A 20390-nucleotide genomic window follows, 5' to 3' on the forward strand; every position below is an offset into this window, starting at 1 on the left:
AGACTGCCTACTGTCCACGCCTACTGGGGCCGGTTCAACGACTCTCACCCCACCCAACGGATCCTACGGGGGATGCATTCCCGACGTGCCGGGGCAGGATCCGGTGCGGTTCTCAGGGGCGGGTGTAGGTGTCCGTGAGGAGGATCTTCCCCTTGCTGGGGGGCTCGGCGCCGACACAGGACGCGTCGACCACGTACGCCTGGACCTCTGCGGAGTCCGTGGGGTGAGGGAGGACGACGAGGAAGGCGTCGGTGCCCTCATAGGTGCCGCGCTGCAGCGCCAGGGCGCCGGTGTTCCGTCCGATGCCCTGCTCCACACAGGCCGGGACGGTCACCGTGGGGGTGCGCAGCGGTTTCCGGGGGCCGTCCGACGGAGACGAGGGATTCTCCGGCGAGGACCGCACGCCCATCGAGGGCGCCTGCTTGGCGCCGGAGTTCTCCTCCGCGCTTTCTTCCGCTCCGGAGCCGAGGAGGCTGCGGACCTGGTTCTCCAGAGTGGCCTGGGAGAAGGAGCGCGTCTTGGCCTTCGACGCCGATGCTCCTTGGTCCAGAGCGGCGCTGTCCGCGCCGTTCGAGGCGAGCTGGACGTTCTGCAACAGGAGGGCGCTCACTCCGACCACGGCGGCACCGAGGGCCGCGCCGAGTACGGCCCTTCGACGGCGGCGCCGCGTGGGACCACGCCCCGGGCCCGTCGCCGCGCGCGGATACCCGGCAGGGCGGTCCGCGGGCTCCGGAGCCGACGGGGAGTCCTCGGTTTCACGTGAAACATCGTCGGCCGGGGACGCCGGTGAAGCGTCCGGTCCCTGCGCGGCCTGGGCCTCAGGATCTGCTGCCGAGTGGTCGGAGCGGGCTTCCTCGGCGAGCGCGGCGTCGATGCGTGCGGCTATGTCCATGGGCATCGGCTCGGGGGCGGGCAGCGAACCGAGCAGGCCGCGGATCTCTTCCAGGGACGCCAGGACATCGGCGCAGGGCTCGCACCCTTCCAGGTGGCGCCGGAGATCGGCCGTGCGGGAAGCGGGGAGCAGCCCCTCGGTGAGATCCGAGATCTCCGAGACGTCCGGGTGCCGGGTCGTGTCGGCCGTCGATGTCATGCGCGCCCGCCTCCGCCCTTCGCTGCCGCTGGATTGCTCGTACCGGTGTCGTTCGTCTCCGTGGTGTCCGGCCCGCTGTCTCGGGGGCCCGCCGGCGGTGGGACGGATGGTCGGGGCGTCCGGTTCCCCAGGGGTTCGGGGGCGGTGCTCCCCGTCTCCGGGTCGCTTCCGGTTCGGAGGTGGGTGAGGAGCGGGGCGAGCCGGACGCGGCCCCGTGCGCAGCGGCTCTTCACGGTGCCGACCGGGACGTCGAGCATCCGGGCGGCCTCGGCCACCGGGTAGCCCTGCATGTCGACGAGGACGAGTGCGGCGCGCTGTTCGGCGGGGAGCGTACCCAGGGCCGCGATCAGCTCGCGCTGGACGTCCTGCCGCTCGGCGGGTGCCTCGGCGGACTCGTGCGGCTCCAGGAGCTGATCGAGCCGTTCGGGGTCGTCGACCGGGGCCGTCCTGCGGATGGAGGCCTTGCGGACCCGGTCGAGGCAGGCGTTGACGGTGATGCGGTGCAGCCAGGTGGTGACGGCGGACTGGCCGCGGAAGGTGTGGGCGGCGCGGAACGCGGAGACCAGGGCGTCCTGGACGGCGTCCGCCGCCTCCTCGCGGTCGCCCAGGGTCCGCAGGGCCACGGCCCACAGCCGGTCGCGATGGCGGCGGACGAGCTCACCGAAGGCATCCGGTTCACCGGCCACGTGCTGGGTCAGGAGGTCCTGGTCGCTCGTGTCGGCGAATCTGGTGTCGTCCAACGGTGAGCCCCCTCCCCTGGTGCTGTCAGCTGGTGACCTTGATGTCCGAGATCTTGCCCCGGAAGTTGCCGGTGTCGCTCGGTGGCAGTTTGGTGAGCCAGACCAGAAGGTACCGCGCCTGGACGGGTTTTCCGGGCTTGAGGGCAACCTTCGTTCCGGATCCTTCGGCGACCTTGGTGAACGCCCCGGGCATGCTCGGGACGGTGGGGTCGGTCGTGGTGCGCAGTTCGACGGAGGTGGTGCCGCCGAGGAAGGTCACATCGACCGACCCGACCCGCTGCACCGAGCCGAGGTCGAGGACGACGCCGACGCCTTCCTTGAGGTTGCCGAACTGGGCGCTGTAGTAGCCGTCGGTGTTCCAGTAGGACGTGGGGTCGCCGTCATAGAGGTGACCGATGTCCTTGGGCTTCTCGGATCCGTCACCGAGCGGGTCGTAGTCCTGGGCGCCCACGATCGGGACCGGCTTGCTCTCCGCGACCGGCTTGGGGTCGCCGTTCTCCGGGTTCGTCTGCGTGGTTCCGGGGTCGTCGGAGCCCTTGTCGTGGTCCAGGAGCGTCTCGGCCAGCTGCCAGCTCCCGAGACCCAGGGCGGCGATGAGAAGGGCCGAGACGGCCCACTTGAGCGCCTTCCCGGTGCGGCTCTGGAGCGGGGCGGGCGGTACGAGGACGGGCTGGGTCGGTCCCGCTCCCGGTCCGGCCGGACGTCCGTAGCTGCCCTGCTGGTACGTGGTCCGCTGGTACTCGGGCGGGGCGGCGAACGTGGGCTCCGGCGGGCGGATGCGCGGCATCGCGGCGACGGCCTTGGCGAGCTCGTCGGGGGTGGTGCACGGCTGCTCCTGGCGGGAGGCCGTCGCCCCGTCGTTGGCGAGGGCCCGCATGGCGATCTCGGAGAGGCCTCGGTGGACGCCGGCCCGGACCTGGTCGGGTGCGAGCAGGCCCATGCCCTTGGGGAGGCCGGTGAGGCCGTAGGCGTCGCTCTCGTACGGCCAGCGCTGGGTCAGCGCGGCGTACAGCAGGGCGCCGATGGCCTCGGTGTCGGCCCGCTGGGGTCCGTCGGAGGTGATGCCGCGCAGGGCGGCGTTCACCGCGAGACCGCGGATGCGGTACTGGCCGGAGGAGGAGCGGAGCACCGCGCCGGGGGTGAGCCGCAGATGGGCCAGTCCCTCGCGGTGGGCGGCCGCCATGGCCTGGGCGAGCTGGCTGACGAGCTGGTAGGCGTCGTGGGCCTCCATGGGCCCTGCGGCGAGCAGCGCGGTCAGTTCGACGGCGTCGGGCAGCCATTCGTGGACGACGTAGACGAGGTCGTTCTCCTCGACCGCGTCCAGGACCTGGACGAAGCGGGGATCGCCGAGCAGCGCGGACGAGCGTGCCGCCGCGAGCACCGATCGCGCCCGCGGATGGTCGGCGGGCAGGAGGTGGACGCCGACCGCGCGGCGCAGTTTCTCGTCGACCGCGCGCCAGCTGCTGAATCCGTCCAGACGGGTGACGCATTCCTCAAGCCGGTAGCGCCCGGCAAGCTTGTGACCGCTGTGCAGATCAGGGGTCGGTACGGAGGACTCGGCGCCGGTCTGCCCGCCGTCCGTCTCCTGCGGGTCCGCGCCCTTTCCGTCCTGGGGTTCTGCCGTACCGTCGCTCGTGGCCTCGTCCGCCTTCGCGGCCAGCGGCTCGTCACCACTGTTGTCCACGTCGACGGCCGCCGTGCTACGTTCCGCCACCGTCGTTCCTGCCTCCCCATCCGTTGGGCGATGCCAGCCAGCCCCGCACAGTCACGCCAATTGTGCCCACACTCCGGCACCATGCACGACACGCGGGGACCGGTGATGGTTGTGCGGACCGGTGATCCTCAGCGGCCGAGACGTCCCCTGACCATGCCGACCATGCCGTTGATCTCCTCGATGCGCATCCGCTTCGCCGCGACGAAGAACACTCCGAGGAGCAGGGCCCCGCCGATGATCAGTGCGACGAGCGAGCCGAACGCGCCGTCGCCGAGCACCTGGAGCAGACCGAAGCCGACGGCTCCGCCGACGACGGTGGCCGGCAGGGCGGCCAGGCACAGCCGGGCGTAGGTGCGGACGACGTGGGCGCCGTCCAGGTCGCCGCCCAGGCGGTTGCGCAGCCGGCGCCAGGCGATGCCGACGCCGACGGCGTAGGCGAGGCCGTAGGAGGCGGCCATACCGACGACGGCCCATCGGGCGGGCAGCACGACGTAGCAGACGGCCGAGGCGGCCGCGTTGACGAGGGCGACGATGACGGTGTTGTAGAAGGGGGTGCGGGTGTCCTCGTAGGCGTAGAACCCGCGCAGTACCACGTACTGCACGGAGTACGGGATGAGGCCGAGGCCGAAGGCCATGAGGATGAAGCCCATGGAGCGGGCGGCCTCGGGGCCGCTGGAGGCGTAGAGCAGGGTGCACATCGGCACGCCCAGGGCGAGGAACGCGAAGGCGACCGGGACGATGGCGACCGCGGAGTTGCGCAGCCCCTGGGAGATGTCGTCGCGGACCGCGCCGGGGTCGTTGTCGTGGGCGGCGCGGGAGATGCGCGGCAGCAGGGCGGCCATGACCGAGACGGTGATGATGGCCTGCGGCATGCCCCAGATCAGCTGGGCGTTGGAGTAGGCGAGGAAGCCCGCCCCGTTGGTGCCCGAGGCCTTGCCCGCGGAGGTGGCGAGCTGGGTGACGACGAGGACACCGGCCTGGTTGGCGAAGACGAACAGCACGGTCCACTTGGCCAGCTTGACGGTCTTGCCGAGGCCGTGGCCCCGCCAGTCGAAGCGGGGACGGAAACGGAATCCGGCCTCGCGCAGATACGGGATCATCGCCAGGGCCTGGACGACGAGGCCGAGCAGGGTGCCGACGCCCAGCAGGCGGACGCCCTCCGGCGGGATCGTCTGGACGCCCATGTGGGACTCGTGCGAGGTGCCGTAGACCCAGATGAACAGCCCGAACGTGAAGATCATGACGATGTTGTTCAGGACCGGGGTCCACATCATCGCGCCGAAGCGGCCGCGAGCGTTCAGGATCTGGCCCATGACGACGTGCACGCCCATGAAGAAGATGGTGGGCAGGCAGTACCGGGCGAAGGTCGTGGCCACGTTGTTGGCCGCGGCGTCCCCGGAGATCGTCGACGACATCAGCCGGATGAGGAAGGGTGCCGCGAAGACGGCGATGGCGACGATCAGCCCGAGGGCGACCATCACCAGGGTCAGCAGCCGGTTGGCGTAGGCCTCGCCGCCGTCCTCGTCGTCCTTCATCGAGCGGACGAGCTGGGGGACGAAGACCGAGTTGAGCCCGCCGCCCACGGTGAGGATGTAGATCATCGTCGGCAGCGTGTAGGCGATGGTGAAGCTGTCACCGAGCAGGGCGGCGCCGAGCGCGGCGGTGATCACCAGGCTGCGGACGAAGCCCGTGAGCCGGGAGACGAGGGTGCCCGCCGCCATCACGGCGCTGGACTTCAGCAAGCCCGAGGCCCGGCCCCCGCCGGACTTCGGCGCCGGGGCAGGGGCCGGTTCGGGACGGGGGGCGGCCGGTGACCCCGAGGGGCCCTCCTGGTCCCGGAAGAGATGGGCGAACGCGTCCGGCTCGTCGCGGTTGGCGGATGCCTGGGTGACGAGATCGTCCACCCCGACGAACTGGGTGGTCGCGGCGTCGTCGCCGTACGGCAGATGGCGGGAGGGACCGTCCGGCTCGGGCGGCGGGGTCTGCGCCCAGATCCGGGGGTCGGGCGGGTACTGGGCGGGCGGCGGCTGCTGGTAGAGCGGCTGCGGCTGCTGATAGGTGCCCGGGGGCGGCGGCGGGTGCGCGGCCCGGTCGTACAGGGCCTCGCCCACCGGATCCTGGGCGGAGAGGTCCTGGGCCCGGTAGGGGTCGTAGTCGTACGCCGACTGCAGATACGGGTCGGGGGCCGGGGGGTACTGGTCCGGGGGGTACTGGTCCGAGGCCGGGGGGTACTGCTCCGGGCCCGGAGGCACCGGTGGCCCGCCGTAGGGCCCGGCTCCGCCGGCACCCTGACCGCGGTCACCGTCGTACGGCGCGTTCATCGAAACCCCACCTCATCGTCCCGGGCCGACCGGCCACGACAGACATCGCTCAACGGTCCACTTTCTCACCCGTGCCCGACGGCTCGGCGCTTTCGGGACCGGTGTCCGGTGTCGGGTCACTCGGCTGCTCGGGTTCACCACCGTCCTCGCCCGTCGCGCCGTCGGCGTTGGCACGCTTGCGATGTGCATACATGCGGATGCCGGCGAGGACCAGCAGCAGCAGGCCGCCGGCGATCACGAGCAGCACGGTCGGCGTGAGCTCGGACACCTTCACCGTGAAGGCCATCTCCTCGCCGTACGGCTTGCCGTCCTGCGTGTAGAGCTGGGCCGTCATCTGGACCTGGCCGTTGATGTTGGCCGCGGCATCGAACTTCACGGACTGGCTGTGGCCGGCGCCGACCCGGATCGGCTGCTCCGCGACCGCACCGCCGTTGTTCAGCTCCAGACGGGTCGCGTTCTCCGACTTCAGCCGGAGCACCAGATGGTCGACGTCCTGAAGCAGCCGGTTCTGCACGGTGACGGGGATGGTCGCGCTGCGGCCGGACAGGGTGACGTCCGACTTCGTGATGAGCTGGACCTCGTTGACGAGGCCCTGGAGATAGGTGCGGACCGAGTCCCGGTACAGCTGGGCCTCCAGGGCCCTGCCGCGCCACGACGTGGACATGGACCGGTTGACCGCGTTGCCGAAGGGGGTCACGACCCGCTCGGGCTGGGTGAGGATCACCTGGAAGTTGTCCAGGGAGGTCTGGGTGGACTTGATGTCCTGGAAGGCCTGGGTGGGCAGCTCCTGGCTCCGCAGCCGCTTCGGGTACTGGGAGGACCGGGGGATCGCCGTGGTGGCGCCTGCGTCCGGCTTCGTCGCCGCGGCCTGGGTCAACGTGACGGACCGCGTCCAGCGGTCGTCGTCGAGCGCCTGCAGGGCGCGGGCCATCGCCTGGGCCTGGGCGATCGTCGGCATGCGCTGGGGAGCGACGACGAGGCTCCGGTCCTTCTCCGTGTCCTGCTCGGCCAGCGAGAGGGAGACGGCGAGGAAGCGCTGCACGGCGAGCGTGGAATTGCCCGCCTTCGTCATGTCGCCCTGGAAGGCCGTGGAGAGGCGGGCGTCGGAGACCACCGCCGTGGTGCCGCCGCCGATCGGCCGGGCGGCCGTCGGCGTGTACGACAGGCTGTCGTCCTCCTGGAGGCTGTCGCTGCGGGCGATCACGTTGTGCGCGCCGGCGGAGGTGGCGACATCGACGATCGAGGGGTCGACCGCGCCCTCGACCGGCCAGGCGAAGTCCGTCGACGGCTTCACATGGAGGATCGTCTCCACGGTGACACCGGCGACCTCGCTGGCCGTCTGGAGGTGGCTGAGCGTGCCCGACACGTTCTTGCCGCGGTGCGCGATCGAGGCGAGGTCGGGGTCGCCGAAGGGCAGGGCGACGACCTTGCCCTCGGCCACCGCCGCCTCCAGCGCGGTGAGCCACTTCTTGGCCACCGCCTGGTTGGTGCCGGCGACCGTGGTGTCGCCCGACTTCACGCGGTAGTTCTTGGTCATCGCGTCGACACTGGCGAGCAGGTCCGGGTCGACCACCCAGGTCACGGGCAGCTGACTGCCCAACGCCACCATGCGTTCGAGGCGGCCGCCCGGCGCGATCTCGGCGGCCAGGTCGTCATCGGCGAAGACGGGCGTCTGCTGTTCGTCGGAGCCGGTCTCGGCGGTGAGGTGCGCCGAGGCGATCAGCGGCCACAGGAAGCTGATCCCGGGCTTGGAGTCGCGGTCCTCGCTCTGCCAGGGAAGGAAGGTCCGCTCGATGCCGAGCACCTGGTCGTACGGGGCGCGGTTGGTCTGCCCGGTCAGGGAGACGCCCAGCTGGTAGACCCCGTCGTCGCCGAGGTTCAGCTTGCTGACGGGGACCGACAGGGAGAATTCCCTGGAGCCGCCCCGGGGCAGCTTGTCGATCGTCTCGCTGTACTTGTCGTCGATGGGGTAGGGGTCGGAGCCCGGGACATAGCCGGTGCGCTCACCGGCTGTGTCGATCGCGGCCCGGTTGTAGAGCTTCGGGCCGACGCGCAGATCGATCTGGGCGTCGGTGATGGTCTCCTTGCCCTTGTTGGTCACCGTGCCGGAGACCATGAGGGTGTCCCCCTTCACGGGGGCGCTGGGCGTCAGGGAGTCCAGGGACACCGAGACGGTGCTGGACCCCGTGGGGGCCTTGCTCGCTCCGCCGGCCTGTGCCTGCGGGGCGGCCACCCCGGCCAGCAGGGCGGCGACCAGCGGAGCTCCCGCGAGTGCGGCGGCTGTGCGCCGCACCCACCGGCGGGCAGGAGCGGGACTCATCCCCTGGATGTCTGCCGCCTCGGCCACGCGTACCCGTCCCTCGTCATCGTCCGTGCTGTCGACCGTCGTCCGTCGCTGCGTCCCCGCATGGTAACGAGGTGCGCCGCGGCCGAGTGCCGGGGAGTGCGCCACATGATCGGAAGAGTCTCGCGGTGCGGACGGAAACCAGGGCGTCCCGGCCGGTCCGGGCACGTACCCTTTTCAGTTGTGTCGAACGCCAATGAAGACAACTCCAGCGCCCTGACCGAGGTGCAGCTCCGCGCAGTCAGCGAACTGCTGCGGGTGTCCCCGGTCGCCGACGACCTCGCCCGCCGATTCCAGGACGCCGGATTCGGCCTGGCCCTGGTCGGCGGCTCGGTCCGGGACGCGCTCCTCGGCAGGCTGGGCAACGACCTGGACTTCACGACCGATGCCCGCCCCGAGGACGTGCTGAAGATCGTGCGGCCCTGGGCGGACTCGGTCTGGGAGGTGGGGATCGCGTTCGGCACGGTGGGGGCCCAGAAGGACGGCTACCAGATCGAGATCACCACATACCGGTCCGAGGCGTACGACAGGACCTCACGGAAGCCCGAGGTCTCCTACGGCGACTCCATCGAGGAGGACCTCGTCCGCCGTGACTTCACGGTGAACGCGATGGCCGTCGCCCTCCCGCAGAAGGAGTTCATCGATCCTCACGGCGGCCTGGAGGACTTGGCGCAGCGGGTGCTGCGCACCCCGGGCACGCCCGAGGAGTCCTTCTCCGACGACCCGCTGCGCATGCTGCGCGCCGCGCGGTTCGCCGCGCAGCTCGACTTCGAGGTCGCCCCCGACGTCGTGGCGGCGATGACGGAGATGTCGGGCCGGATCGAGATCGTCTCGGCGGAACGGGTCCGAGAGGAGCTCAACAAGCTCCTGCTCTCGGCGCACCCGCGCAAGGGGCTGGCGCTCCTCGTCGACAGCGGACTGGCCGGGCACGTGCTGCCCGAGCTGCCCGCGCTCCGGCTGGAGAGTGACGAGCATCACCGCCACAAGGATGTGTACGAGCACTCGCTGACCGTCCTGGAGCAGGCGATCGATCTGGAGGAGGACGGCCCGGACCTGGTTCTGCGCCTTGCCGCCCTGCTGCACGACATCGGCAAGCCGCGGACCCGGCGTTTCGAGAAGGACGGACGGGTCTCCTTCCACCACCACGAGGTGGTGGGGGCCAAGATGACCAAGAAGCGGATGGCCGCGCTCAAGTACTCCAACGACATGGTCAAGGACGTCTCGAAGCTCGTGGAGCTGCATCTGCGCTTCCATGGCTACGGTGACGGGGAGTGGACCGACTCGGCCGTCCGCCGCTATGTGCGCGATGCGGGGCCGCTGCTGAGCCGGCTGCACAAGCTGACCCGTTCGGACTGCACCACGCGGAACAAGCGCAAGGCCAATGCGCTGTCGCGGACCTATGACGGCCTGGAGGAGCGCATCGCACAGCTCCAGGAGCAGGAGGAGCTGGACGCGATCCGGCCCGACCTGGACGGGAACGAGATCATGCGGATTCTGGACATCGGCCCGGGGCCGGTCATCGGCAAGGCCTATGCGTTCCTGCTCGAACTGCGTCTGGAGAACGGTCCGATGGAGCACGACCAGGCGGTGGCCGAACTCCGGAAGTGGTGGGAAGCGCAGAACTGAGGTCATGTTTCACGTGAAACATGACCGGCGGGGTGCCGCGTCGAAGTGCTGTCCCGTGCGTACGGGATGTGGTTCCTCATCAAGGCGAGGGCGTTGTTTCACGTGAAACAACGCCCTCAGTCGGTCCTGCTCCACCGGAACAGCGCCACGGCCACCACGGCGTAGAGCATTCCCACCGCGATCACCACGGTCGGAGACTTCCCGTCGGCGGGCAGGGAGAGCGCTGCGGCGGCTGCGGCACCGACGAACGCCACATTGAAGAGGACGTCGTAGAGCGAGAAGACTCGTCCGCGGAAGGCGTCGTCCACGCCCGTCTGCACCACGGTGTCGGTCGCGATCTTCGCCCCCTGGGTGACCAGCCCGAGGAGAAAGGCGGCGAGGAGCATGGGGGCCGGCCGGAACCAGAGGCCCAGGGCCGGCTCGAGTACGGCCGCCGTCCCCGCGCACACCGCCATCCAGCGGAACCGGCCCAGCCGCCCCGCGGCCCAGGGCGTCAGGAGGGCCGCGGCGAAGAACCCCGCCCCGGAGACGCCCACCGCCAGTCCGAGCAGCGCCAGCCCGTCGGACTCGTTGTCGGTCCAGGCGTACCGGCAGAGCATCAGCAGCATCACCGTCAGTGCCCCGTAGCAGAAGCGGATCACGGTCATGGCCGCCAACGCCCGGGTCGCATGCTTCCGTACCGCCAGATGGCGCAGCCCGTGACCCAGCCCGCGGGCGGTGACCGCCAGGGCCGTGCGCAGGCTGAGATCGCTGTCTTCCCGGTCCGGTCCCAGCAGCCGGGTGGCGAGGCTCAGCGAGGTCAGTGCCGAGGCGAGGTAGAGCCCGGCGCCCAGGAGCACCACGGCGGCATCGGAATCGGACAGCAGCAGCCGTACGGCGAAGGCGAGTCCCCCGCCCGCTGTGGCGGCGAGGGTGCCCGCGGTCGGTGAGACGGAGTTGGCGAGGACCAGGAGGTCGCGGTCGACGACGCGGGGAAGGGCCGCGGAGAGTCCGGCGAGGACGAAGCGGTTGACCGCGGTGACGCAGAGGGCCGAGGTGTAGAAGAGCCAGTCGGGGGCCGAGCCCAGCATCAGGAGGGCGGTGCAGCAGGCGAGTGCGGCGCGCAGCAGGTTCCCGTGCAGGAAGACCTGCCGGCGGGGCCAGCGGTCCAGCAGCACCCCGGCGAACGGCCCGATGAGCGAGTAGGGAAGCAGCAGGACGGCCATCGCGGAGGCGATGGCACCGGCGGAGGCCTGGTTCTCGGGGGAGAAGACGACATGGGCCGCGAGGGCCACCTGGTAGACGCCGTCGGCCGACTGGGACAGGATCCGCACGGCCAGCAGGCGGCGGAAGTTCCGGAGACGCAGAAGTATGCGCAGGTCATGCACGACAGGCATGGGAGCAAGGGTCACATACGTTGAGGGTCCCCGGGCGGATTGCCCGGGGACCCTCAACGGTGCGGGGGGCGGGGAGCGTTGCCGCTCCCCGCCGTGCCGCGCCGACGCACCCTGTCAGGTGACGTCAGTTGGAGACCTCACCGCGGATGAACTTCTCGACGTTCTCGCGGGCCTCGTCGTCGAAGTACTGGACCGGCGGGGACTTCATGAAGTACGAGGAGGCCGAGAGGATCGGGCCGCCGATGCCGCGGTCCTTGGCGATCTTCGCGGCGCGGACGGCGTCGATGATGACACCGGCCGAGTTCGGGGAGTCCCACACCTCGAGCTTGTACTCCAGGTTCAGCGGAACGTCACCGAAGGCACGGCCCTCAAGGCGCACGTATGCCCACTTGCGGTCGTCCAGCCAGGCCACGTAGTCCGACGGGCCGATGTGGACGTTGTCCGCACCCAGCTCGCGGTCGCGGATCTGCGAGGTGACGGCCTGCGTCTTGGAGATCTTCTTGGACTCCAGGCGCTCACGCTCGAGCATGTTCTTGAAGTCCATGTTGCCGCCGACGTTCAGCTGCATGGTGCGGTCCAGGATGACACCGCGGTCCTCGAACAGCTTCGCCATCACGCGGTGCGTGATGGTGGCGCCGACCTGCGACTTGATGTCGTCGCCGACGATCGGGACACCGGCCTCGGTGAACTTGTCGGCCCACTCCTTGGTGCCGGCGATGAAGACCGGGAGGGCGTTGACGAACGCGACCTTGGCGTCGATGGCGCACTGCGCGTAGAACTTCGCGGCGACCTCGGAACCGACGGGCAGGTAGCAGACCAGGACGTCGACCTTGCGGTCCTTGAGGACCTGGACGATGTCGACCGGGGCCTCGGAGGACTCCTCGATGGTCTGGCGGTAGTACTTGCCCAGGCCGTCGTGGGTGTGGCCGCGCTGGACGGTGACGCCGGCGTTCGGCACGTCGCAGAGCTTGATGGTGTTGTTCTCGCTGGCGCCGATGGCGTCCGAGAGGTCGAGGCCCACCTTCTTCGCGTCGACGTCGAAGGCGGCGACGAACTCGACGTCCCGCACGTGGTAGTCGCCGAACTGGACGTGCATCAGGCCGGGCACCTTGCCGGCCGGATCGGCGTCCTTGTAGTACTCGACGCCCTGGACCAGCGAGGCGGCGCAGTTGCCCACGCCGACGATGGCTACGCGAACCGAACCCATTCCGGTTGCTCCCTGTGTGTAATGGATGTTCCTGATGAGGGCCCCGCGGATCTGCGGGAACCTCACGTGGCGGTGTCGCCGGACGGATCCGGCGGGTTGTTACCCCGCCGGGGCAGGCCGTCCGGCTCTCCTGCGGTGTTCTGCTGAGCTGAGCCCTCGGGCGAGGATCGTCGCTGATCCCGTCCCGACCGCTCGCTCTCGATGAGCTCGTTCAGCCAGCGCACTTCGCGCTCCACGGACTCCATGCCGTGTCGCTGCAGCTCAAGTGTGTAATCGTCGAGGCGCTCGCGGGTGCGGGCCAGAGAGGCGCTCATCTTCTCGAGACGCTCCTCCAGCCTGCTGCGACGGCCTTCCAGCACCCGCATCCGCACGTCGTGCTCCGTCTGCCCGAAGAAGGCGAAACGGGCCGCGAAGTGCTCGTCCTCCCAGGAGTCGGGGCCGGTGTGCGAGAGCAGCTCCTCGAAGTGCTCCTTACCTTCCGCCGTCAGCCGGTAGACGATCTTGGCGCGGCGCCCCGCCAGTGAGGAGGCGGGGGCGACCGCACGGCCGGTGCCGGTCGAGAGGTCGGCCGGAGCCGTTCCCGGTTCCTCGATCAACCAGCCGTTGGCGACCAGCGTCTTGAGGCAGGGGTAGAGGGTGCCGTAGCTGAAGGCGCGGAAGATCCCCAATGAGGTGTTGAGGCGCTTGCGCAGCTCGTAGCCGTGCATCGGGGACTCGCGGAGCAGTCCGAGAACGGCGAATTCGAGAATGCCCGAGCGTCTGCTCAACCCCGCCTCCTCCTTCTCCGTCTGCTCCGCATGCTCTCGCACGGCCGGTGCCGGACCGGTGTACCGGACCGATGTACTGAGCCGATGTACCGAGCTGATGTATCGACTCGATACATCAGCACGATAGATCGGACCGCGAGCCGCGACAAGGGGGGCCTTAGTGAACGGCGTCACATCGCTAATTCGTAGCAACCGACTTGCGTAATTTGGGGTGAAGTTCGGCTCCAGGAGGGTTTTGACCGTGCGTAGTCTGTGCGGCATGCAGACCACCGGGAGCCGTGCGACGTACGGGGACGTACGCCGTCGCGGGGTGACCGGATGCACTGCGGACAGGTCTCTCGCGGGACCGTTCCGCATCGGGGGACACCGGATCTCAACTGCCGCTTCCAGGCGTTCTCGCCTGCCCGAGGAGTAGTCGTTCGATGAGCGAGCACCGTCGCAAGACGCCGCAACCGCAAGGTGGCGGACGTGCCGCGGCCAGACGAGCCGCCCAGCAGTCCTCCGGACGCCGCGCGGCACCGTCACGCGGAGTGACTTCTGAATCACATTCCGGCTCGCACGGCGACGCGGCCCCGTACGGCGGACGTGCCGCGGCCAGACGAGCCGCCCAGCGGGCCGCCGGCGGCGGCCGGGGCGGCCACGACGGAGGCGGTGGCGGCGGACGGCGCCGCGGTGGGGACGGCGGCCATGAGGGCCCCGGACGCGGCCGCGGACGGGCGGCCCAGCGCCCGGTCAAGAAGCGCTTCATCGACTACCCGCGGGCGGGACGCAGCGGCCTGCGCCGCTGGGTGCCCTCCTGGAAGCTGGTCTCGGGCCTCTGCCTCGGCTTTCTCGGCCTGCTGATGGGCTTCGCCGGTCTCGCGTACGCGATGGTCGGCCTGCCCAAGGTCCAGGAGGCCGCGACGGCGGAGAACAACGTCTACTTCTGGAAGGACGGGTCGCAGATGGTCGCGACCGGCGGTGATGTCAACCGCCAGATCATCGACTACGCCCAGATCCCGGAAGCGATGCGCAACGCCGTGATCTCGGCGGAGAACAAGTCCTTCGACCACGACCACGGCATCGACCCCATGGGCATCGGCCGCGCCCTGTTCAACATGGCCAAGGGCGGTCAGACCCAGGGTGGTTCGACGATCACCCAGCAGTACGTGAAGAACTCGCGGCTCTCCCAGGAGCAGACCCTGAGCCGCAAGTTCGAGGAACTGTTCATCACGCTGAAGGTCGGCAGCAAGATGGACAAGAAGGACATCATGGCCGGATACCTCAACGTCTCGTCCTACGGGCGAGGCGCCTCGGGTATCCAGGCCGCCGCGCGGACGTACTACAACAAGGACGCCAAGGACCTGAACCCGAGCGAGTGCGCGGTCCTGGCCTCGCTGCTCAAGGGCCCCACGTACTACGACCCCGCGGGCGCCACGATGGTCGATCCGGTGAACGCGACACCGAAGAAGAACAAGGCCCGCGCCATGAAGCGCTGGAAGTGGATCCTCGACGAAGAGGTGAAGGACGGCCGCCTGTCGGCCGCCGAACGCGCCAAGTACACCGAGTTCCCGATGCCCGTGAAGCCGAAGAAGGACGCCCAGCTGGGCGGTCAGATCGGCTATCTCGTCTCGATGGCCCGCGCCAACTTCCTCAACAACAGCAACGTCACCAAGGAGCAGCTGGACCGGGGCGGGTACGAGATCCACACGACCTTCGACAAGAAGAAGGTCAACCAGCTCACCAAGGCCGTCGAACGCGTCTACAAGGAGAAGATCGACCCGAAGAAGCGTCCGAAGACGGACACGCACGTCCAGTTCGGCGGTTCCTCGATCGATCCCAAGACCGGCGCGATCGTGGCGGTCTACGGCGGCCAGGACGCGACGAAGCACTACGCCAACAACGCCGACCCCACCGGTGCCCCGGTCGGCTCGACGTTCAAGCCGTTCGTCCTGGCGGCCGCCATGGAGTACGGCAAGCGCGACCCCTCGGGCGGTTCGGATCAGGGCGAGTCGGAGCGTACGAAGGTCTCGCCGGAGAGCGTCTACAACGGCGACAACAAGCTGAAGATCAAGAAGTACAACGGGGACATCTGGTTCGACGACAAGGGCAAGGAGTGGCTCCAGACCAACGACGGCGGCGAGGACCTGGGCCCCGTCACCCTGCGTGAGGCGATGCGGGTCTCCGGCAACTCCCCCTATGTGCAGCTGGGCATGGACGTCGGCACCGACAAGGTGAAGAAGGTCGCCATGGCGGCCGGCCTCAAGGACGACGACTACATGGCCAACGCCACGGTGCCCTCCTTCTCCATCGGCACCTCCTCGCCCAGTGCGACCCGCATGGCGGGTGCGTACGCCACGTTCGCGGCCAGCGGTCAGCAGCGCGAGCCGTTCTCGGTGACCGAGGTGAAGAAGCGCGGCGAGGTCATCTACCGCCACGAGGTGGTCACCAAGAGCGCCTTCTCCAACGTCATCGCGGACAACGTCACCGACGTCCTGAAGAACGTCGTCGAGCACGGCACCGGTACCCCGGCCAAGCTCCCGGGCCGCGATGTCGCGGGCAAGACCGGTACCACGGACGGCAACCGCTCGGCCTGGTTCGTGGGGTACACCCCGCAGCTTTCGACCGCGATCAGCATGTTCCGCCTGGACGACGACGAGACCCACAAGAACCGCGAGTTCGAGAAGATGTTCGGCACCGGTGGCGAGAAGAAGATCCACGGTGCCTCGTTCCCCGCCCAGATCTGGCACGACTACATGGCGGACGCCATGGAGGGCATGGAGAAGGTCTCCTTCCCGAAGCCGGAAAAGATCGGTGAGAAGGTCTACGGCGGCGGTGCGTCGAGCCCCAAGCCGACGCCGAGCCCGACGCCCACGCCGACGCCCTCCGAGACGGAGGAGGTCACCCCGTCGCCGACCCCCGAGCTGCCGAAGCCGGACCCGTCCCAGACCACCTGCGGAACCTGGGACTGGAACTGCCAGAACAACAACGGTGGCAACAACAACGGAGGGGCCAACGCCGGCACCGACGCGGGGACGACCGACGGGACGACCAGCGGCACGGACGCCGGAACCACCGCGGGCGACGGAGGGACCAGCCCGTCGCCCGACACCGGGGGCACCGGCAACGGCAACGGGAACGGCAACGGGAACTGGTTCGCCGGAACATCCGGCTAGCGCCCCGGAGACCAGCCAGGACGGACACGAGGGCCGCGGCACCCCAGGGTGCGGCGGCCCTCGCCGTTTCCACAGCGCCGTACGGCAGGATGTGCGGCATGCCAAGCGCAGAGGACACGAGCGTGCACCAGGAACCGTCGGTCGTACGGCCCACGCACCGCGACGAGGTGGCCGCGGCCGGCAGCGAGCTGATCGGCGGGAGGTCGGGGCGCTGGACGCGCCTGGGCAGTACCGCCCTCACCCCCGTCGGGGCCGTCGCGCTGGTGGCCCTCGGGATGTTCGCGCTCGGCATGGTGCAGAAGCTGCCCTGCTACAACTGGGCGTGGTTCCGGGGCGCGGGCTCGCAGTACACCCACGCCTGCTACTCCGACATCCCGCATCTGTTCGCCGCGCGCGGCTTCTCGGACGGGCTGGTGCCGTACTTCGACCGGCTCCCCGGCGACATGGAGTTCCTGGAGTACCCGGTGCTCACCGGGGTGTTCATGCAGATCGCCGCCTGGCTGACCCCGGGCGGCGGCTCCCTGCAGCACCAGGAGCAGGTCTACTGGCTCGTCAACGCGGGCATGCTGATGATCTGCACCGCCGTGATCGCCGTCTGCGTCGCGCGCACGCACCGGCGCCGCCCCTGGGACGCCCTGCTGGTCGCGCTGGCCCCGGCGTTCGCCCTCACCGCCACCATCAACTGGGACCTGCTGGCCATCGCGCTCACGGCCGCGGCGATGCTCATGTGGTCCCGCAGCCGTCCGCTCGCGTTCGGCGTCCTCATCGGGCTCGCCACGGCCGCCAAGCTCTACCCCGTGTTCCTGCTGGGGCCCGTGTTCGTCCTGTGCTGGCGGGCCGGGAAGTGGCGCGAGTTCGGGGCGGCGGTCCTCGGGGCCGCCGCCTCCTGGCTGGTGGTCAACCTGCCGGTCATGGTCTTCGCGCCCGAGGGATGGAAGAAGTTCTACAGCTTCAGCGAGGAACGCGGGATCGACTTCGGGTCGTTCTGGCTGATCATCACCCAGCGCACGGGCGAGCCCATCGACGTCTCCACGGTCAACACCGTCTCGATGCTGACCACGATCGCGCTGTGCGCGGTGATCGGGGTCCTGACGCTGACGGCACCCCGCCGGCCGCGCTTCGCCCAGCTCGCCTTCCTCGTCGTCGCGGTGTTCATCCTCGTCAACAAGGTCTACTCACCGCAGTACGTGCTCTGGCTGATCCCGCTCGCCGCGCTGGCCCGGCCGCGCTGGCGGGACTTCCTGATCTGGCAGGCGTGCGAGGTCATGTACTTCCTGGGGATCTGGATGTACCTCGCGTACACGACGAGCGGCGACAAGCACCAGGGGCTGCCCACCGAGGGCTACCAGCTCGCGATCGTGCTGCACCTGCTGGGCACGGCCTACCTGTGCGCCGTGGTCGTACGCGACATCGTGATGCCGGAACGCGACGGGGTGCGCGCCGACGGCTCGGACGACCCGTCGGGCGGGGTGCTCGACGGGGCCGAGGACGTCTTCGTGCTGGCGCGCGCGGGCGCCCACGCCCCGCACCAGGAGGCGCGGGAGACGGAGGCGCCGCGGGTGGAGTGGGGCGCGGCCGGGACGGCCCCGCTCACCGACTGAGGCGGGGCGTGGCCCCGCCCCGGCGGGGTCAGCGGTCGACGAGGCGGTCGAACTGCGTGGTCGTGTGGCGCAGATGGGCCACCAGCTCGTCGCCCACCCGCGGCTCCTCGGCGTCCGAGGGCACGAACAGGATCGAGACCTGCATGTGCGGCGGCTCGGCGAACCAGCGCTGCTTGCCCGCCCAGACGAACGGCGACAGATTGCGGTTCACGGTCGCCAGACCGGCCCGTGCGACGCCCTTGGCGCGCGGCATGACCCCGTGCAGGGCCTTCGGGGCCTCCAGGCCCACGCCGTGCGAGGTGCCGCCCGCGACGACGACCAGCCAGCCGTCGGAGGCCGCCTTCTGCTGGCGGTAGCCGAACCGGTCGCCCTTGACCACCGGGGTGACGTCGAGCACCGCACCGCGGTACTCGGTCGCCTCGTGGTCCCCGAGCCAGAGCCGGGTGCCGATCCGGGCGCGGAACCGGGTCTGCGGGAACTGCTGCTGGAGCCGGCCCAGCTCCTCGGCCCGCAGATGGCTGACGAACATCGTGTGCAGCGGCAGCCGGGCCGCCCGCAGGCGGTCCATCCACGCGATGACCTCCTCGACGGCGTCCGAACCGTCCGTGCGGTCCAGCGGGAGGTGGAGGGCGAACCCTTCGAGGCGCACGTCCTCGATCGCGGCGTGCAGCTGCCCGAGCTCCTCCTCCTTGACGCCGTGCCGCTTCATCGAGGACATGCACTCGATGACGACCCGCGCGCCCACCAGGGCGTGCACGCCGTCCACGGAGGAGACGGAGCGGACGACGCGGTCCGGCAGCGGCACCGGCTCCTCGCCCCGCCGGAACGGGGTGAGCACCAGCAGATCACCGCTGAACCAGTCCTTGATGCGGGCCGCTTCGTAGGTGGTGCCGACCGCGAGGATGTCGGAGCCGAAGCGGATCGCCTCGTCGGCCAGCCGCTCGTGGCCGAAGCCGTATCCGTTGCCCTTGCAGACCGGCACGAGGCCGGGGAACTGGTCGAGGACGGATTTCTGGTGCGCCCGCCAGCGCGCGGTGTCGACGTACAGGGAGAGCGCCATGGCCGGTCCGGGACCTTTCTGGTGGCTGCGGGGGGTCGAAGGGTGCGGTGCTCCGGAAGCGCCTCCACAGGAGTTTCCGGACGAGCCCATTGAAACGAATGAAGCCGGTTTCGTCAGCCTTGTGCGGCTGATCAGCGGTCCGTACGGCGGATCAGCGACGCGACATGTAGATGTCGAGCGCCTTGTGGAGCAGCTTGTTGAGCGGGAAGTCCCACTCGCCGAGGTACTCCGCGGCCTGTCCGCCGGTGCCCACCTTGAACTGGATGAGGCCGAAGAGGTGGTCGGTCTCGTCCAGGGAGTCGGAGATGCCGCGCAGGTCGTAGACGGTGGCGCCCATGGCGTACGCGTCGCGGAGCATCCGCCACTGCATCGCGTTCGAGGGGCGGACCTCGCGCTTGTGGTTGGCCGAGGCGCCGTACGAGTACCAGACGTGGCCGCCCACGATCAGCATGGTGGCGGCCGCGACGTTCTCCCCCTCGTGGCGGGCGAAGTAGAGCCGCATCCGGTTGGGGTCCTCGGTGTTGAGCGCCGTCCACATGCGCTGGAAGTAGCCCAGCGGGCGCGGGCGGAAGTGGTCGCGCTCCGCGGTGATCTCGTACAGCCGCTGCCACTCGGCGAGCTCGGCGTAGCTGCCCTGGACGACCTCGACGCCGGCCTTCTCGGCCTTCTTGATGTTGCGGCGCCACAGCTGGTTGAAGCCCTTGTGTACGTCCTCCAGGGAGCGGTTGGCCAGCGGGACCTGGAAGACGTAGCGGGGCTGTACGTCACCGAATCCCGCGCCGCCGTCCTCGCCCTGCTGCCAGCCCATCTTGCGGAGCCGGTCGGCGACCTCGAAGGCGCGCGGCTCGATGTGGGTGGCCTCGATGTCGCGCAGGCGCTTGACCTCGGGGTCCTGGATGCCGCCCTTGATGGCGGCGGCGTCCCAGCGGCGGATGACGACGGGCGGGCCCATCTTCACGGAGAAGGCGCCCTGCTGCTTGAGGTGCGCGAGCATCGGTTCGAGCCAGTCGCTGAGGTTGGGGGCGTACCAGTTGATGACCGGGCCCTCGGGAAGGTACGCGAGGTAGCGCTTGATCTTCGGCAGCTGGCGGTAGAGCACCAGACCGACGCCGACGAGCTGACCGCCCTTGTCGAACCAGCCGAGGCTCTCCGAACGCCATTCGGCCTTCACGTCCGCCCATGCCGGGACCTGCATGTGACTGGCCGCGGGCAGACTCTGGATGTACGCCAGATGCTGCTCTCGGCTGATGGTCCTCAGGGTCAGGCTCATGCGGGGCGCTCCTCGGCAGGTGTGTCCCCATCGGTCAGGGGCTCCGGCTCTCGCGCCGAAGCCTACTGTGACCGGGCAGCGGGCGGTCTGGCCCCGTCGCACCTGTGCTCCCGGGCGCA

13 protein-coding genes are annotated in these 20390 nt (G+C 69.8%); 3 read left to right on the plus strand and 10 right to left on the minus strand.

Going from position 1 to position 20390, the window contains the following annotated elements; all coding sequences use genetic code 11:
* Positions 1-112: 112 nt before the first annotated feature.
* The 5 genes from ACFVDM_RS01520 to ACFVDM_RS01540 all read right to left on the minus strand — a co-directional run bounded on the left by ACFVDM_RS01520 (position 113) and on the right by ACFVDM_RS01540 (position 8212).
* Positions 113-1090 carry an anti-sigma factor family protein gene (locus ACFVDM_RS01520; protein WP_383631412.1) on the minus strand — a complete coding sequence of 326 codons (978 nt, stop codon included), beginning with the start codon at positions 1088-1090 and terminating at the stop codon, positions 113-115.
* Entirely contained in the window at positions 1087-1830 is a 744-nt protein-coding gene (sigM, locus tag ACFVDM_RS01525; protein WP_383631415.1) for an RNA polymerase sigma factor SigM, read from the minus strand. Before sigM ends, ACFVDM_RS01520 begins: the two co-directional genes overlap by 4 nt.
* 25 nt (positions 1831-1855) lie before the next feature.
* Positions 1856-3544, minus strand: a complete 1689-nt coding sequence (locus ACFVDM_RS01530; protein ID WP_383631418.1) for a protein kinase family protein — start codon at positions 3542-3544, stop codon at positions 1856-1858.
* Between the two features lie 128 nt (positions 3545-3672).
* Positions 3673-5865, minus strand: a complete 2193-nt coding sequence (gene murJ, locus ACFVDM_RS01535) for a murein biosynthesis integral membrane protein MurJ (RefSeq protein WP_383631421.1) — start codon at positions 5863-5865, stop codon at positions 3673-3675.
* 49 nt (positions 5866-5914) lie between these two features.
* The gene (locus ACFVDM_RS01540) at positions 5915-8212 is read right to left on the minus strand and encodes a DUF6049 family protein (protein ID WP_383631424.1); all 2298 of its coding nucleotides are present in this window, start codon (positions 8210-8212) and stop codon (positions 5915-5917) included.
* 180 nt (positions 8213-8392) lie between these two features.
* On the opposite strand from ACFVDM_RS01540, the gene ACFVDM_RS01545 reads away from it, so the two are divergent.
* Complete coding sequence (locus ACFVDM_RS01545; protein WP_383631427.1) at positions 8393-9835, plus strand: CCA tRNA nucleotidyltransferase; 1443 nt, start codon at positions 8393-8395, stop codon at positions 9833-9835.
* A 116-nt stretch (positions 9836-9951) separates the two neighbouring features.
* Here ACFVDM_RS01545 and ACFVDM_RS01550 read toward each other — a convergent pair whose 3' ends face one another.
* The 3 genes from ACFVDM_RS01550 to ACFVDM_RS01560 all read right to left on the minus strand — a co-directional run bounded on the left by ACFVDM_RS01550 (position 9952) and on the right by ACFVDM_RS01560 (position 13185).
* Complete coding sequence (locus tag ACFVDM_RS01550) at positions 9952-11211, minus strand: MFS transporter (protein WP_383631429.1); 1260 nt, start codon at positions 11209-11211, stop codon at positions 9952-9954.
* Positions 11212-11335: 124 nt separating this feature from the next.
* On the minus strand, positions 11336-12418 hold the full coding sequence (locus ACFVDM_RS01555) for an inositol-3-phosphate synthase (protein WP_383631432.1): 1083 nt from the start codon (positions 12416-12418) through the stop codon (positions 11336-11338).
* Between the two features lie 62 nt (positions 12419-12480).
* Positions 12481-13185, minus strand: coding sequence for a PadR family transcriptional regulator (locus tag ACFVDM_RS01560; protein ID WP_383631435.1), 705 nt, complete (start codon positions 13183-13185; stop codon positions 12481-12483).
* Positions 13186-13607: 422 nt separating this feature from the next.
* Here ACFVDM_RS01560 and ACFVDM_RS01565 point away from each other — a divergent pair, with 422 nt between their 5' ends.
* Entirely contained in the window at positions 13608-16340 is a 2733-nt protein-coding gene (locus tag ACFVDM_RS01565) for a transglycosylase domain-containing protein (RefSeq protein ID WP_383631438.1), read from the plus strand.
* Between the two features lie 98 nt (positions 16341-16438).
* The gene (locus ACFVDM_RS01570; RefSeq protein ID WP_383631441.1) at positions 16439-17941 is read left to right on the plus strand and encodes a glycosyltransferase family 87 protein; all 1503 of its coding nucleotides are present in this window, start codon (positions 16439-16441) and stop codon (positions 17939-17941) included.
* A 28-nt stretch (positions 17942-17969) separates the two neighbouring features.
* On the opposite strand, the gene ACFVDM_RS01575 is transcribed toward ACFVDM_RS01570, so the two are convergent.
* Both ACFVDM_RS01575 and ACFVDM_RS01580 read right to left on the minus strand, forming a co-directional pair.
* Positions 17970-19001, minus strand: a complete 1032-nt coding sequence (locus ACFVDM_RS01575) for an alanine racemase (protein ID WP_383631444.1) — start codon at positions 18999-19001, stop codon at positions 17970-17972.
* Between the two features lie 151 nt (positions 19002-19152).
* A complete protein-coding gene (locus ACFVDM_RS01580) occupies positions 19153-20271 on the minus strand; it encodes a lipid II:glycine glycyltransferase FemX (protein WP_383631447.1) in 1119 nt (372 codons plus the stop codon).
* Between the last annotated feature and the right edge of the window lie 119 nt (positions 20272-20390).

This window comes from Streptomyces sp. NPDC057682 (assembly GCF_042799575.1).
Taxonomy (GTDB): Bacteria; Actinomycetota; Actinomycetes; order Streptomycetales; family Streptomycetaceae; genus Streptomyces.